Annotated in this window: 13 protein-coding genes; 4 read left to right on the top strand and 9 right to left on the bottom strand. The window is 72.7% G+C overall.

Translation table 11 applies throughout. The annotated features are described in order from the left end of the window. Nucleotides 1-95 precede the first annotated feature (95 nt). The 7 genes from ACWCXC_RS03685 to ACWCXC_RS03715 form a co-directional block, all read right to left on the bottom strand. Nucleotides 96-1028 carry a hypothetical protein gene (locus ACWCXC_RS03685; RefSeq protein WP_450886415.1) on the bottom strand — a complete coding sequence of 311 codons (933 nt, stop codon included), beginning with the start codon at nucleotides 1026-1028 and terminating at the stop codon, nucleotides 96-98. Further along, a complete protein-coding gene (efeU, locus tag ACWCXC_RS03690; protein ID WP_450684133.1) occupies nucleotides 961-1944 on the bottom strand; it encodes an iron uptake transporter permease EfeU in 984 nt (327 codons plus the stop codon). Before efeU ends, ACWCXC_RS03685 begins: the two co-directional genes overlap by 68 nt. Before the next feature lie 30 nt (nucleotides 1945-1974). Continuing rightward, nucleotides 1975-3237, bottom strand: coding sequence for an iron uptake transporter deferrochelatase/peroxidase subunit (gene efeB / locus ACWCXC_RS03695; RefSeq protein WP_450684134.1), 1263 nt, complete (start codon nucleotides 3235-3237; stop codon nucleotides 1975-1977). A 22-nt stretch (nucleotides 3238-3259) separates the two neighbouring features. Continuing rightward, on the bottom strand, nucleotides 3260-4396 hold the full coding sequence (gene efeO / locus ACWCXC_RS03700) for an iron uptake system protein EfeO (RefSeq protein WP_450684135.1): 1137 nt from the start codon (nucleotides 4394-4396) through the stop codon (nucleotides 3260-3262). Nucleotides 4397-4583: 187 nt separating this feature from the next. Further along, nucleotides 4584-5423 (bottom strand): heme ABC transporter ATP-binding protein, encoded by an 840-nt coding sequence (locus tag ACWCXC_RS03705; RefSeq protein WP_450886418.1) that lies wholly within the window; start codon nucleotides 5421-5423, stop codon nucleotides 4584-4586. Continuing rightward, the gene (locus ACWCXC_RS03710; RefSeq protein ID WP_450886420.1) at nucleotides 5420-6517 is read right to left on the bottom strand and encodes a FecCD family ABC transporter permease; all 1098 of its coding nucleotides are present in this window, start codon (nucleotides 6515-6517) and stop codon (nucleotides 5420-5422) included. The genes ACWCXC_RS03705 and ACWCXC_RS03710 overlap by 4 nt, the downstream gene beginning before the upstream one ends. Further along, nucleotides 6514-7572: a heme/hemin ABC transporter substrate-binding protein gene (locus ACWCXC_RS03715; protein WP_450684138.1), complete on the bottom strand. Its 1059-nt coding sequence runs from the start codon at nucleotides 7570-7572 to the stop codon at nucleotides 6514-6516. Before ACWCXC_RS03715 ends, ACWCXC_RS03710 begins: the two co-directional genes overlap by 4 nt. A 135-nt stretch (nucleotides 7573-7707) precedes the next feature. On the opposite strand from ACWCXC_RS03715, the gene ACWCXC_RS03720 reads away from it, so the two are divergent. From ACWCXC_RS03720 to ACWCXC_RS03730, 3 genes are all read left to right on the top strand, one after another. Further along, entirely contained in the window at nucleotides 7708-9129 is a 1422-nt protein-coding gene (locus ACWCXC_RS03720; RefSeq protein ID WP_450886423.1) for an HtaA domain-containing protein, read from the top strand. Between the two features lie 120 nt (nucleotides 9130-9249). Further along, on the top strand, nucleotides 9250-10788 hold the full coding sequence (locus ACWCXC_RS03725; protein ID WP_450886425.1) for an HtaA domain-containing protein: 1539 nt from the start codon (nucleotides 9250-9252) through the stop codon (nucleotides 10786-10788). A gap of 82 nt (nucleotides 10789-10870) precedes the next feature. Then, on the top strand, nucleotides 10871-11542 hold the full coding sequence (locus ACWCXC_RS03730; RefSeq protein ID WP_450684141.1) for a PhzF family phenazine biosynthesis protein: 672 nt from the start codon (nucleotides 10871-10873) through the stop codon (nucleotides 11540-11542). Between the two features lie 19 nt (nucleotides 11543-11561). Here ACWCXC_RS03730 and ACWCXC_RS03735 read toward each other — a convergent pair whose 3' ends face one another. Next, nucleotides 11562-12233: a biliverdin-producing heme oxygenase gene (locus tag ACWCXC_RS03735; protein WP_450886427.1), complete on the bottom strand. Its 672-nt coding sequence runs from the start codon at nucleotides 12231-12233 to the stop codon at nucleotides 11562-11564. A 293-nt stretch (nucleotides 12234-12526) separates the two neighbouring features. Further along, nucleotides 12527-13246 (bottom strand): TetR/AcrR family transcriptional regulator, encoded by a 720-nt coding sequence (locus tag ACWCXC_RS03740; RefSeq protein WP_450886429.1) that lies wholly within the window; start codon nucleotides 13244-13246, stop codon nucleotides 12527-12529. 141 nt (nucleotides 13247-13387) lie between these two features. On the opposite strand from ACWCXC_RS03740, the gene ACWCXC_RS03745 reads away from it, so the two are divergent. Then, nucleotides 13388-14281, top strand: coding sequence for an NAD(P)H-binding protein (locus tag ACWCXC_RS03745; RefSeq protein WP_450684144.1), 894 nt, complete (start codon nucleotides 13388-13390; stop codon nucleotides 14279-14281). Nucleotides 14282-14392: the final 111 nt, after the last annotated feature.

Below are 14392 nucleotides of genomic sequence, written 5' to 3' on the forward strand. Positions count from 1 at the left end.
ACATGTTCAGACGAAGGCCGCTTCCGCGTACGGCAGATACCGAACCGAGTGATCAAGTACGACGCATCGTTCGACGACGCACGTTAAAGATCAAGTTAGGAACCCGTGGCCGAGATCAGGCCCGCCAGCCGGTTCAGCACGACGACCTTGCCGTCGCCGGCGCCCTTCTTCGGTATGTACACCAGCTGACTGGAGACCCGCTCCTTGGTGAGGGTGCTCTTCACCTCACCGGTCAGCAGCGCCGAGACGTCCCGGCTGACCTGCGGACGCAGTCCCTGCGCGGCGGTCTGCCGCTCGAAGTGCTTGCTGGTGAAGAAGACCAGCGCGCCGCCGTCCTTCGTCTCCACACCCAGTGGCGCGTACGTCCCGGTGTCCAGCGCCTGGTCGCGGAACTGGAACGAGAACCCCGCCCGCCGGGTGTTCAGCCGCGCGGCGCGCCAGGCCGAGGTCGAGGTGCCCGGGGCGAAGACGTCCGGGGTGGCCTCCTGGAGGTACCCGGTGTACGTCGTGCCCAGCTCCCGAGGAGCGACGGCCAGACCCGGGCCGTCCGCCGCGACCGGCGTGGCCCTGCCGTCGCCGTCCTTCGCCGCCTCCGGGATACGGGACGGGGAGACGACCGCCAGATAGGCCGCCTTCCACCCCTGACGGGGGCCGGACTTGACGAAGGCGATCAGCCAGCGCGTGTCCTGGGCGCCCTCGTCCCGGTCCCGGTTGGAGTCGGTGTCCGCGAGGAACCACCGGGGCCAGCCCGCCTTCTTGGGGATGACGTAGGTGGCGTCGGTCAGCTCCAGCGGACGGTGGTTCGGATTGCCGCCCGGGTTGTTCTTGTGCCGGGCGGTCAGCCCGGCCTGGTTGATCGCCCCCAGCGCGCCGGTGACCTGCTTCTCGTCCCGGGCGGGGTCGTACGCCTTGTCCGCCGCGTTGTACGCGGTGGTGAAGTCGTTCAGGGCCCGCGCGGCCTCAGACCGCGTCGCCGCCGGAACGACTTCCAGCTCGCCGTGCACCGTCACGCACCCGCTCGCCGTCATGCACAGCACTATCGCCGCCGCGAGCCCCGTTGCCGGCCGAACCGGCCTCAGGCTTCTCATCCGTTGACTTCCGCGCCTTCTGATCCGTCGCCCCCACAGCAGGGCTCCCTGACCGTCCGAACCCTACCGGGGCGAGGAACAGCGCGAGGGTGGGGACCAGATACAGCGCCCACACCGTGATCTGGAGAACGGTGGGATCCGGCTGGAAGTTGAACGTCCCCTTCAGCAGGGTGCCGTACCAGCTGTCCGGCGGGACCGCCCCGCTGATGTCGAACGCCCGGTCGCGCAGACCGCCCAGGAACTCGGCCTCCTGGAGGTCGTGCACGCCGTACGCCAGCACGCCCGCCGCGACCACCACCAGCATCCCGCCGGTCCAGGTGAAGAACTTCGACAGATTGATCTTCAGCGCGCCCCGGTAGAACAGCCACCCCAGCACCACGGCCGCGAGGATGCCCAGCAGCGCCCCGATCATCGGATGCCAGCCGTCGTCCGCCGCGTGCACCGCGCGCCACACGAACAGCGAGGTCTCCAGCCCCTCGCGGCCCACCGCCAGCAGCGCCGTGGCGACCAGCGCCCCGGTCCCCATCGCGAGCGCCGCGTCCAGCTTGCCGTGCAGCTCCGTCTTCAGATGACGCGCGGTGCGCCGCATCCAGAAGACCATCCAGGTCACCAGGCCCACCGAGACGATGGACAGCGAACCGCCCAGCGCCTCCTGGGCCTTGAACGTCATCTCCTGCGAGCCGAACTCCAGCCCCGCGCCGAACGCCAGGCTGACCACGACCGCGATGGACACACCGATCCAGATGGGGGCCAGCCTGTCGCGGTGGCCCGTCTTCACCAGATACGCGATGAGGATGCAGACGACGAGGCTGGCCTCCAGCCCCTCGCGCAGTCCGATCAGGAAGTTGCTGAACACGTCTCGGTTCCCTTTCCGCTTCGCGTCCCGTTACGAGAACAGCGCCCGGCCCCACCAGTCGTCCGTGTCGCGGACGCCCGGCGGGACGGCGAAGTGCGCCGAACCCACGTGCTGGATGTACTCGTTGAGCGCGTCGTGCGCGGCCAGGCGCCGTTGCAGCGGGACGAACGCCTTGCGGGTGTCGCGCTGGTAGGCGAGGAAGAACAGCCCGGCGTCGAGCCGGCCGAGACCGTCCGTGCCGTCGGTGAAGGAGTAGCCGCGCCGCAGGATCTGCGCGCCGCCGTTGCTGTCGGGGTGCGCCAGCCGTACGTGCGCGGTCGGCAGCATCGCCTTGAGGAACGGCTCGTCCCGCTCCTTGGACCTGCCGACCGGGGCGCCCTCGCCCTTGTCGCGGCCGAACACGTCCTCCTGCTCCTGGAGCCCGGCCCGGTCCCAGGTCTCGATGTGCATCCGGATCCGCCGCGCCACCAGATAGGAACCGCCGGTCATCCAGTCGGTGCCGTCCTTCGCGCCGACCCACACATGGCGGTCCAGCGCGGCGGTGTCGGTGCCGGAGATGTTCCGGGTGCCGTCCTTGAAGCCCATCATGTTGCGCGGGGTCTGGGCGTCGGGCGTGGTGGACGAGGTCTTGCCGAACCCCAGCTGCGACCAGCGGATCGCGGTCCGGCCCATGCCGATCCTGGCCAGATTGCGGATCGCGTGCACCGCCACCTGCGGATCGTCCGCGCAGGCCTGCACGCACAGATCGCCGCCGCTGCGCGCCGCGTCCAGATTGTCGCCGGGGAACTTCGGCAGGTCCACGAGGGCGTCCGGCCGCCGGTCCTCCAGCCCGAACCGGCCCCTGGCGAACAGCGAGGGGCCGAAGCCGATCGTCAGCGTCAGCCGGGACGGCCTGAGGCCCAGCGCCTCGCCCGTGTCGTCCGGCGGCGCCTCGGGCAGTCCGCCGAAGGCGCCGTCCCCGACCGCGTGACCGGCCGTCATCCGCTCCGCCGCCCTCGTCCACTCCTTGAGCAGCGCCACCAGCTCCGCGCGGTCCTTCGTCGTCACGTCGAACGCGGCGAAGTGCAGCCGGTCCTGGACGGCCGTGGCGATCCCGGCCTGGTGCGCCCCGTGGAAGGGCACCGCCGCCCCGCTGTCCGCGGCGGCGACGGGCGTGTCGTCGGAGCGCACGGCGGCCACGGCGGTGCCCGCCACGGCGGCGCCGAGCGCCAGCCCCGCACCGCCCCAGCCGAGCACGGCCCGGCGCGACGGCGCGGTGGAGGCGGCGCTGTTCTCCTCGGCCTGACCGGTCATCCCCGGGCCCCTTCCCGTCCGCTTACTTCGTCACCGCGGCGGCGAGCCGGGACAGCGGCTCGGCCAGGGCGTTGACCGCGTCGGACAGCTTCTTGCGGTCGGCCTTGCCGACCTTGTCGTACGAGGTGAAGACGTAGGACGTCTTGTCCGCGCGGAAGGTGTCGAGCAGCGTGTTCAGCTCCGCGAACCGCTTGTCCAGGGTGGCGGTCAGCTCCGCGTCGTTCTTCGCGGCGATCGGCTTGAGCAGCTGGTAGGACTGCTCGGCGCCCTCGACGTTGGCCTTGAAGTCGGCCAGGTCGGTGTGGCTGTAGCGCTCCTCCTCACCGGTCACCTTGCCGGTGGCGACCTCGTCGAGGAGTTCCTTGGCGCCGTTGGCCATGGAGGTCGGGGTGATGTCCGCGGTGCCGACGCGCTTCTGCCAGTCGACCAGGTCCTTGTAGAGGGCGGGGGCGAGGGCCTTCTCCTCGGCGCCCAGCTTCTTGTCGTGCCACAGCGCCTTCTCCAGGCGGTGCCAGCCGGTCCACTTCTGGCCGTCCTCCAGCCCGTCCTCGCGGACGTCGACCTTCGGGTCGATGTCGCCGAAGGACTCGGCGACCGGCTCGGTGCGCTCCCAGCCGATACGGGAGTCGGCGTACGCCTTCTTCGCGGCCTCGATGTCCCCGGCGGCGACGGCGTCCGTGAAGACCTTGACCTTCGGCAGCGTCTGGTCGGCCTGCGCCTGGACGTAGGTGCGGTACGCGGCCACCGCCCGGTCCATCTCCGGGCTGCGCTTGGCCGCCCTGCCGCCGCTGACCTCGATCTTCTGCCGGATGCCGTGGCCCTTCATCCCGGGCTTGCAGGCGATCTCGTACGAACCGGCCTTGATCTCGGCGGTGATGGTGGCCTTGGTGCCGGGACCGATGTTCTCGCGCTCGGCGACGATGCGGTCGTCCGGGAAGAGGACGTAGACCTCGGTGACCTTGGAACCCTTGTTCTCCACGGCCAGTTCGACGTGGCCGGCCGGCAGCTTCGTCTTCGACACCTCGCAGGCGTCGTCCTTGGCGACGACCTGGACGGCCCCCTCGCCCTTGCCGTCGCTCTTCTCGGAGCAGCCCGTGACGGCGGTCAGGGCGGCCGCGGCGGCGGCAGCGGTGACGACGGAGAGACGAACGGCTCGCATGCGGACTCCACAGGGGACGAAGGGAGGAACGGCGGGTCGGACAAAGGTGGGTGAGGCGGACCTAACTTAACCGAGGCTTACCTGACTGTTACCCCCCTCTGCAGTGATTCAGCTCTCACTGGGGACCCACAGGAACGGCGAGATCACGGTCGACCCATGAGCGAACCCGTAAAGGGTCAAGCGCGGGTCAAGAAGCCCGTTCCGGTACGACGAGCGGCACCCCGGTCCGGGGGTGCGGGAACACCTCCACCGGCTGCCGGTAGACCGCGCCGAGCAGTTCGCCGCGGAACACCTCGGCGGGCGGGCCCGCCACCGCGATCCGCCCGCCGTGCAGCACCGCGGCCCGGTCCGCGTACGCCGCCGCGAGTCCCAGATCGTGCAGCACCACCACCACCGCGTCCCCGGCGGCGGCCCGCTCCCGGCAGATCCGCAGCACCAGCTCCTGATGGCGCAGATCGAGCGCGGCCGTCGGCTCGTCGAGCAGCAGCAGCGGGGCGCGCTGCGCCAGCACCCGGGCCAGCGCCACCCGGGCCCGCTCGCCGCCGGAGAGCGCGGAGAAGGGGCGGGCGGCGAAGGCGGTGACCTCCGTGGCCGCCATCGCCGCGCGGACCGCCGGATCGTCCTCGTCGGCCCGGTCCGTACCGGCCCAGGGCGCCCGCCCCATCCGTACCACCTCCTCCACCGGGAAGGGGAAGGAGAGTGCGGCGGACTGCGGCAGCACGGCCCGGCGCAGGGCCAGTTCGGCGGCGGACCAGTCGGTGACGGACCGGCCGTCGACGCTCACCGTGCCGGCCTCGGCGGGCAGATCGGCGGCGAGCGTGGCCAGCAGCGTCGACTTCCCGGCCCCGTTCGGGCCGACCAGCGCCAGCACCTCGCCCGCACGGGCCGCCAGATCGATGGAGTCCAGCACCGGCCGGCCGCCGAGCCGGACCCGCAGCCCGCGCGCCTCGGCCACCGCCGTCCCAAGGGAGACCGGAGCCGGCAGCCGCCGGGGACGCGCCGTGAACGGGTTCCGCGGCCTTCTCATGCCCAACCACCTTGCTTGCGACGGGTCCTGCGCAGCAGCCAGAAGAAGAACGGGCTGCCGAGGAGTGCGGTCAGTACGCCGAGGGGCAGTTCGGCCGGATCCGCGACGGTACGGGCCGCCAGGTCCCCGGCCACCAGCACCAGCGCCCCGCCCAGCGCGCTGCCCGGGACCAGGAAGCGGTGCCCCGGGCCGTTCGCCATCCGCAGCAGATGCGGCACCAGCAGCCCGACGAACGAGATGATCCCGGCGACCGCGACGGCGGCGGCGGTCAGCAGCGCCACCACCAGCACCAGCACCACGCGGAGCCGTTCGACGTCGACCCCGAGGTGGCGGGCCGGCCGTTCGCCGAGCGCCAGCAGATCCAGCCGGCGGGCGTGGAACGGCGCGACGGCCAGCCCCAGCACCGCGCACGGCAGCACCGCCAGGACCTTCGGCCACGTCGCCTGCGCCAGCGAACCGAGCTGCCAGAACGTGATCTGGGAGATCTGCGCGTTGTCCGCGAAGAAGATGAACAGCCCGATCAGCGCGCCCGCGAAGGCGTTGACGGCGATCCCGGTCAGGATCAGCGTCACCACCTCCGTCCGGCCGCCCGAGCGCGACAGCGCGTACACCAGCAGGACGGTGAGGAGTCCGGCGACGAACGCGCAGACGGTCACGGTCCAGTTGCCGAAGAAGCCGAGTCCGAGCGCGATCGAGGCGACCGCGCCGACCGCCGCGCCCGAGGAGATCCCGATCACCCCCGGCTCGGCGAGCGGATTGCCGAACACGCCCTGCATCAAGGCCCCGGCGCAGCCCAGCGAGGCGCCGACCAGCAGGGCGAGGACCACGCGGGGCAGCCGCACGTTCCACAGGACGCTCTCGGCGACCCGGTCCAGCGCGTGGCCGCCGAGCCCCGCCCGGTGCTGGACGGAGGCGAGGACGTCCCCGAGCGGAATGCCGTACGCGCCGAGCCCGGCGGAGAGCAGACAGCACACCAGGAGCGCGGCGACGAGTCCGGCGGTGAGGAGGAAGGCGGTCGTGCGCCGGGCCCGGGGCGGTGCGCCGGCCGGTGCGGGAGTGTCCTGCGCGAGGGGGGGTTCGCAGCGGGCGGTCATCGGGCCGCTCCCTTCTCCGGGTAGAGCTGGGCGATCAGTTCGCGCAGTACCCGGTCCGTGCGCGGTCCGTAGTTCAGCAGCACCCCGTCGTCGACGGAGACGATCCGCCGGTCCATCCCGGCGGGGGTCTCCGCGACGCCGGGGATCTTCACCAGTCCGTCGATCCCGCCGACGGATTCGAGGCCCTTGGTCATGACGAGGATCGCGTCGGGGGCCGCCGTGGCCAGGGCCTCGCTGGTGATCGCGGTGAAGTCCTTCTTCAGCCCGGACGCCTTGCCCGCGTCCACGGCCCCGGCCGCCTCCAGCAGCGAACTCGCCCCGGACTCCCGGCCGCCCAGGAGGTAGACGGAGGCGGAACCGCGCAGATAGAGGAAGGCGACGCGGGGCTTGGCCGCCCCGCCGGCCGGTGCGGGAACGGAGTCGCGCACCGCGTCGATCCGTTCCCGGGTGCGCCGCTCCAGCGCCGTTCCCGCGTCCGGGACGCCGAGGGCGGCGGCCACGGCGGTGATCCGGCGGCCCACGTCGGCGAGTTCCGTGGCGGGATCGATCACGACGAGCGGGATCCCGGCGTCGCGGATCTGGGCGACGGCCTCGGCCGGTCCGGTCGTGGTCTCGGCGAGGACGACGGTGGGCCGCAGCGACAGCACGCTCTCCGCCGAGACGTCATGGGCCCGTGTCACCACGGGGAGGTCCGCGGCCTGTTCGAAGGTGGCGGTGACGTCCCGGGCCACCACCCGCTCGCCGAGCCCGAGAGTGAACACGATCTCGCTCAGTCCGCCGGTCAGCGGCACGATCCGGTCGGCCGAGGCCACGGTGGTCCGCCGGCCGTCCGCCGATCCGACGGTGACCGGGAGCCGGGGTTCGGGCGTGGTGGCCAGCGGCTCGACCCGGTCGGCGGCGGCGCTCGCGGAGGCTCCGGCCCCCGCCGTCCGCGCCGAGGGGGCGCCGGTGCCCCCGCACCCGGCCAGCACCAGGACGGCGGTGGCGGCGAGCGCGGCCGGACGGGCGGCGCCGCGTGCGCGTCCCGGTGGGGCGAAGTCCTGTGAGAAGCGCACGGGGCACCGTCCTGTCGTTCCATGGCATGCGATTGGCGGCTGTTTGCGAGCAATGTGCCGAAAAGGGTTACCAGCACAGGCTGTTCGTATATTAGGTTAGCCTTACCTTACTTTCTAGTTCTCGGAGGGGTTCCCATGCCGTCGTTCCCAGCTGTCCGCGCGCTCGGTGTGGCGCTCGTGGGGGTGGTGGCGGCAGCGCTGCTTCCGACCACGTCCGCGCAGGCGGCGGCCCGCACGGTCCAGGGCGGGCGGCTGGACTGGGGCATCAAGTCCTCGTTCCAGAGCTATGTCACGGGCCCGATCGCGCAGGGGAGTTGGAGCCTGACGGGCGGCGCCGCCACGGTCGGTTCCGGGCAGTTCCGCTTCCACTCGGCCACGGGCTCCTACGACCCGGCGAGCGGCGCGTTCCGCTCCGGCTTCTCGGGCGGTGTCCACTTCACCGGCCACCGAAAGGCGGACGGTTCGTACGAACTCGACCTCACGATCAGCCGCCCCACCGTCCGCGTCCAGGGCGGCATCGGCACGGTCCACGCCGATGTGACGAGCAGGGACCGGGGGACCGGACGGGTCACCTCCGCCGCCCAGGTCCCGCTGGCCACGCTCTCTCTGGGCGGCATCGACATGCGGGGCGGCTCCACCCCCGTCGCCCTCACCCGCGTCCCGGCCACGCTGACCGCGCGGGGCGCCCAGGCCTTCGCCGGCTACTACACGGCCGGGACCCCACTGGACCCGGTCAGCCTCTCCGTGGACACCACGGCACCGGCCGGGACGCCTGCCCCGTCCTCCTCCCCGTCCGGGAAGGGCCCGAGCGCGGTGCCGAAGAAGACCGTCCCGGCCGGCCGGATCGAGGACGCCGCCGTCGACTGGGGCGTGCGCCGCACCTACCGCGAATACGTCACCGGCTCGATCGGACAGGGCACGTGGACGCTGTCCGGCGGTGCCCAGGACGGCGGGGCGCTCTTCCGCTTCCCCCACGGCACCGGCACGTACGACCCCGCGAGGGAGACCCTGGCGGCGGCCTTCGCGGGCAGCGTCCGCTTCACCGGGGCGGGCGGGCTCGACCTGACGCTGTCCCGGTTCGCGGTCGCCGTGAAGGCGGGCCGGGGCACGCTGAGCGCCGACGTCCGCACCGACGGCACCATCAGCAGGGCCGTCCCGCTGGTCACCTTCACCGCCCAGGACTTCGTCCCGAGGAACGGGGTCGCCGCACTCACCGAGGCCCCGGCCACCCTGACCTCCGGCGGGGCCAGGGCCTTCGGCTCGCTCTACACGGCGGGCACCGCCATGGACCCGGTCTCGCTGGCCGTGGCCGTCGAGCCCTCGGCGGAGCTGCCCGCCCTCCCCGACCTGGGCAGCGACCCGACCCCCTCGGCCACCGAGGCCCCGGCGAGCACCGCCCCCGCCGCCGCCGCGCCCGAAGAGGGCTCCCGCGCCGGGCTGTACGCGGTCCTCGGCGGCGCCGGAGTCCTGGCAGCCGTCGCGGCCGGGGTGCTCGTCCTGGTTCGCCGCAACCGCCCCACCACAGACCCCACGACCCCCACACCCCCCAGTTCCTGACCCCTCCGTACCCCGTGCCCGTCACCTCCCGTGACTCCCACATCCCGTGACTCCGTCACATCCCCGTCCCCGCATCCCCTTCCCCCGATATCTGTTCCACCCCTGAGGAGACCCCCGACCATGGCAGCCACCCGCCGCCCCATCACCCTCGCCGCAGCCGTCGCGACGGCCGCCACCCTCGGCGCCGTCTTCGCCCTGCCGGCACTCGCCGCCGCTCCGTCCACGCAGGAGGCCGCCGCCTCCACGACGGAACTGAAGGACGGCACGCTGGACTGGGGCTTCAAGCAGTCCTTCCGCACGTACGTCGGCGCCGCCGGGACCATCACGGTCAAGGACGGTGCCACCCAGGCCGCCTCCAACGGCGTCTTCACCTTCGGCAACGGCAAGGGCACCTACGACCTCACCACGCACGGCACCGACACCGCCTTCGACGGCAGCGTCACCTTCTCGGCGCACGGCGGCGTCCTCGACATCACGCTCTCCGACCTCAAGCTCTCCACCAGCGGAACCGGCGGCGCGATCACCGCCGACGTGGCGACCCCGCAGGGCACCGTGAACGACGTGGCCGTCGCCGATCTCGACCTCTCGGCCGTCCGTCCGGGCCAGGGCGCGGGCGGGGCGATGGTCTTCACGGACATCCCCGCCACGCTGACCAAGGCGGGCTCCGCGGCCTTCAACGGCCAGTACAAGGAAGGGGAGGTGCTCGACCCCGCCACGCTCACCGTCACGGCCGTCAAGGCCCCGACCGAGCCCACGGAGAAGCCGACCACGAAGCCCACCGACCCGACCACGAAGCCCACCGATCCGACGACGAAGCCGACGGAGAAGCCCACCACCGAGCCCACCACGTCCACCCCCGAGCCCACCCCGACGAGCACCGCCACGGCCACCGGCCGCCCCGCCTCCCGAGGTGAGATCGCCGACGGCACCCTGGACTGGGGCGTGAAGTCCTCCTTCCGCTCGTACGTCACGGGCCCCATCGCGCACGGACGCGTCGAGACGACCGCCGGAGCCACCGCGACCGGCCGGGGCTACCGCTTCCCCGACGCCACCGGTGAGTTCGACGCCGCGAAGAAGACCCTCACGGCCGCCTTCGACGGAAAGGTCCGCTTCCTCGGGCACGAGGAGAACGGCAGCTACGCCCTCGACCTCTCGCTGACCGGCCTGGAGATCCGGGCCCAGGGAACCGAGGGCCGTCTCGTCGCCGATGTCACGGCGAAGGACCGGGCCACCGGCAAGACGTCCACGTACACCGCGCTGACGGTCGCCGACCTCAGGCTGCCCGCCGGCGGACTCACCGCGAAGAACGGCGTGGTGACCCTCTCGGCCGTGCCCGCCACCCTCACCGCCGCCGGCGCGGCCAAGGTCTTCGGCGGGATGTACAAGGCGGGCGAGCAGCTCGACGCGCTGACCGTCGCGGTCGCCCTCGACAAGGACGCGACCCTGCCGTCCACCGGTGACTCCACGGGTGGGACGACCACGAACTCCGGTTCGTCCACCGGCGGCACCGTGGGCGGCGGCGGTACGGTCGGCGGCTCCGGGGCCCTTGCCTCCACCGGCTCGGACCTCCCGGCCGGCGCCCTGTTCGCCGCCTCGGGCGTCATCGTGGCGGCCGGTGCCGGAGCGGTCGTCGTCGCGCGCCGCCGCCGTACCGTCTGACCCGTCTCGCGGTACGACGGGACCCGCCCGGGTGCCGGTCCTCAGGAGGAACCGGTGCCCGGACGGGTGCTTGAATGCGGACGTGAACCACTACGACGTACCCGCCGGCACCGATGTGCTGCGCGTGTTCTGCGGCCCCGACGGCCGGCACGGCAACCCCCTCGGCGTCGTCCGCGACGGGCGCGGCTACCCCGATCCGGTCTCCCGCCAGGCGCTGGCGCGGCGACTCGGCTTCAGCGAAACGGTGTTCGTGGACGACCCCGAACGCGGCGAGCTGGACATCTACACCCCCGGTCTCAGGCTGCCGTTCGCCGGACATCCCGTGGTCGGGGCGGCCTGGCTGCTCGATCTGGAGATCCTGGAACTGGGCGTGGGCGAGGTGTTCGCCCGCCACGACGGGGAGTTCACCTGGATCACCGCCCGCCCCGAATGGGCGCCCCCGCGCCGGCTGGAGCGGTACGCCTCGGCCGCCGAGGTCGACGCGCTGCCGGCTCCGCCGCCGGGCGAGGGCTGGCTGTACGCCTGGGCGTGGGAGGACGAGGCGGCGGGGCGGGTGCGGGCTCGGGCGTTCCCCCGTAGGGATGACGGCATCGCGGAGGACGAAGCGACGGGAGCCGCGGCCCTGTTGCTGAGCGCGGAACTCGGTCGCGCGCTCAACATCGCACAGGGTCGCGGCTCCCAGATCCTCACCGCCCCGGCGCCGGACGGCACGGTGGAGATCGGCGGCAGGGTGGCGCTGGTCCACCACGGCTAGGCCGTGTCGGGCGACGGCGTCAGGCGGCCCGGAAGGTGTCGCCCAGCTCCCGGAACACGGCGGTGTTCAGCGCGAACGCGCGCTTGCACTCGTCCACGATCCGCCGCTTCTCCTGATCGTCCGCGTTCACCGCGTCCAGCAGGTCGCGGTAGTCGCGCTTGAAGGCGGCGGGGTTGGCTATGTCCTCGAACACGTAGAACCGCACCCCGTCGCCCTTGCGCGCGAAGCCCCAGGTCCGCTCGGCCTTGTCCCGGATGATCTGACCGCCCGACAGGTCGCCCAGGTAGCGGGTGTAGTGGTGGGCTATGTACCCGCCCGGCCAGGTGCGCGCGCACGCGGCGATCCGGGCGGCGTACGCGGCGGTGGCCGGCAGCGGCTCCAGGCCCTCGCGCCAGTCCGCGCCCCGCAGATGGGTGAGATCGCGCTCCAGTTCGGCGGTACGCATCAGCTCCGGCCGCACGAACGGCCCGGCGACCGGGTCACCGGCCAGCCCCCGCGCGCCCTCCTCCAGCGCCCGGTACACGAACCACAGTTGCTCGGTGTACCGGGTGTACGCGTCCACTCCGAGCCGCCCGCCGAGCAGATCGGCCATGAAGGTCGTGGTCTCCGCCTCGGTGTGCTGCTCGTGCGACGCGGTGCGGATCAGGGTCGAGAAGGGCGTGGTGGGCGTGGCGGTAGCGGTTGCGTCCAAGGCGGGCCTCCGGGGCCGAGGGGACAGGGAAGTCCAGAAAGAAGGGGATATATCGGCCCGTCGCGGTGGACCACCGCGACGCTTGCCGGTACGCCGATCTTCCTACTTAGGCTTACCTAAGTCAACCGCTTGCCGACGCGCTGTCGGGAAAAGTGGACACGTGACGGCGCGGTCCTTCCGTCCGTTCCGTCTCGTCGGGTGCCCGTGTCGGGTGGTGGCGTCGGGTGGTGGTGCGGGGTCTGCTGCCGGATGGTCGCGGCAGGCGGCAGGCGGCAGGTGTCCGGTGTCAGGTGTCAGGCGGTCTCGTCGGGGGTGGTCGAGATGCGGTCGAGCAGCTCCGTGAGCAGGGCGCGTTCTCCGGTCGTCAGTGTGTCGGTGCGGGGGAGGAGGGCGTGCAGGGCCACGGCCGCCGCGGCGGGCCCGGGGGGCGGGGAGGTGGGGGCCTCGGTGGTGATGGCGGCGATGACCGCCTCTCTTGCCAGATAGGACACGCTCAGGTCCCGGTCGTCCTCGGGGGTGGCGATGAGGGAGAGGGTGGTGCCGCCGCCCACGGCGTGCACCAGGTGCGTGGCGCGTGACTCGTCGATCCGCAGGCGCCCGGCCTCCGCGATCCGGTGGATGTGGGCGGCGAGGATCTCCAGCGCGGCGGTGGCGGCGGGGGAGGGTGTGCCGGGGCGGGGCTGGGCGTACATCAGGGTGTACAGGGCCGGATTGGCCAGCCCGAACTCCGTGTTGAAGTCCCAGCCCCTGCGCAGGTCTTCCACCGGGTCGCCGGTCGATTCGAGTGCGGCCTTCTCGTCGACGTGGCTGGCGAATCCGTGCGCGGCGACGGCGTCGAGCAGGCCCTGCTTGTCACCGAAGAGCCGGTAGATGGTGGGGGCCTGGACCCCGGCCGCGGCGCTGACGGCTCGCGTCGACACCGCCTCGCGGCCCTCCTCCGCCAGCAGCCGGGTGGCGGAGTCGATGATCCGTTGGCGGTTGCTCTCGGCGGGGGCGGGGTGCTCGGTCTCCATGGTTTCCGATGATAACGGAACGCTGTTAGCGCCTTGCGGTATCGGTGTTAGCGTGCAATCGTTATCAGTGGAAACGGCGGGTCGTCGACGACGGGCGGCGCGCCGTGCCGCACCACAGTCCTGCGCACTTCGGAGGCTTCCGTGATCGTCCTCACCGCTCCCACCGGCCGCATCGGCCGCCAGGTGCTCGGCCTGCTGCTCGACGACGGCCGGAAGGTCCGGGTGATCGCCCGCGACCCCGACCGTCTCGCCCCGGAGGCGCGTGAGCGCGTCGAGATCGTCCGGGGTTCCCATCGCGACCCCGCGGTGCTCGGGGAGGCGTTCGAGGGCGCCGACAGCGTGCTCTGGCTGGTCCCGCCGGACCCGGGAGCCGACGACATCCGGGAGCACTACCTCGGCTTCACCCGCCCGGCCTGCGCGGCCGTCGTGGACCGGGGGGTCCGGCGCATCGTCGGGGTCAGCAGCCTGGGCCGGGGATACGGGGCTCCCGCCGGGCAGTTGTCGGCCGCGTTCGCGATGGACGCGGCGATCGAGGCCACCGGGGCCGGCTATCGGGCCCTGGCCATGCCGTTCTTCATGGAGAACCTGCTCCATCAGGCGGAGGCGCTCAGGACGCACGGCGTGCTCTCGCTGCCCGTCGCCGCCGACCGCGCGCTGCCGCTCGTCGCCACCCGCGACATCGCCGCCGCGGCCGCCCGCCTGCTCGCCGACGACTCCTGGAGCGGACAGCGGACCGTTCCGCTGATCGGCCCGGACTCCCTCACCCCCGACGGCATGGCGGAGGTCCTGTCGGAGGTCCTGGAGCGCCCGGTCCGCTTCGAGCGCCCCGCCCCCGAGGCGTACAAGGCGACGCTGACGCGGTACGGGATGCACGAGGCATGGGCCCAGGGCCTGCTCGACATGGCCGCCGCGCAGGACGACGGCATCTACGAGCCCGAATGGCGTGCCCTGACCGACCCGGCCCCCACCGGCTTTGGCCAGTGGTGCCGGGAGGTGCTGATCCCCGCGATACCCGCGACCACGCCAGGGTCGTGAGCGGGGCCGACCGTGAACGGGCCGACCGCGACCGGGGCCGGTCGTGAACGGGTGCCGATCGTGAACCGGGCGTCGGCCGCGTCCCGGGGGCCCGTCGGTAACCGAGGGAGG

It is taken from the genome of Streptomyces sp. NPDC001515, assembly GCF_053597115.1.

Coding starts and splice junctions, on each gene's coding strand:
- ACWCXC_RS03740 (WP_450886429.1), bottom strand. CDS start 13,246: ATGGAGACCGAGCACCCCGCCCCCGCCGAGAGCAACCGCCAACGGATC.
- ACWCXC_RS03710 (WP_450886420.1), bottom strand. CDS start 6,517: ATGACCGCCCGCTGCGAACCCCCCCTCGCGCAGGACACTCCCGCACCG.
- efeO (WP_450684135.1), bottom strand. CDS start 4,396: ATGCGAGCCGTTCGTCTCTCCGTCGTCACCGCTGCCGCCGCCGCGGCC.
- ACWCXC_RS03725 (WP_450886425.1), top strand. CDS start 9,250: ATGGCAGCCACCCGCCGCCCCATCACCCTCGCCGCAGCCGTCGCGACG.
- ACWCXC_RS03685 (WP_450886415.1), bottom strand. CDS start 1,028: ATGACGGCGAGCGGGTGCGTGACGGTGCACGGCGAGCTGGAAGTCGTT.
- efeB (WP_450684134.1), bottom strand. CDS start 3,237: ATGACCGGTCAGGCCGAGGAGAACAGCGCCGCCTCCACCGCGCCGTCG.
- ACWCXC_RS03720 (WP_450886423.1), top strand. CDS start 7,708: ATGCCGTCGTTCCCAGCTGTCCGCGCGCTCGGTGTGGCGCTCGTGGGG.
- ACWCXC_RS03705 (WP_450886418.1), bottom strand. CDS start 5,423: ATGAGAAGGCCGCGGAACCCGTTCACGGCGCGTCCCCGGCGGCTGCCG.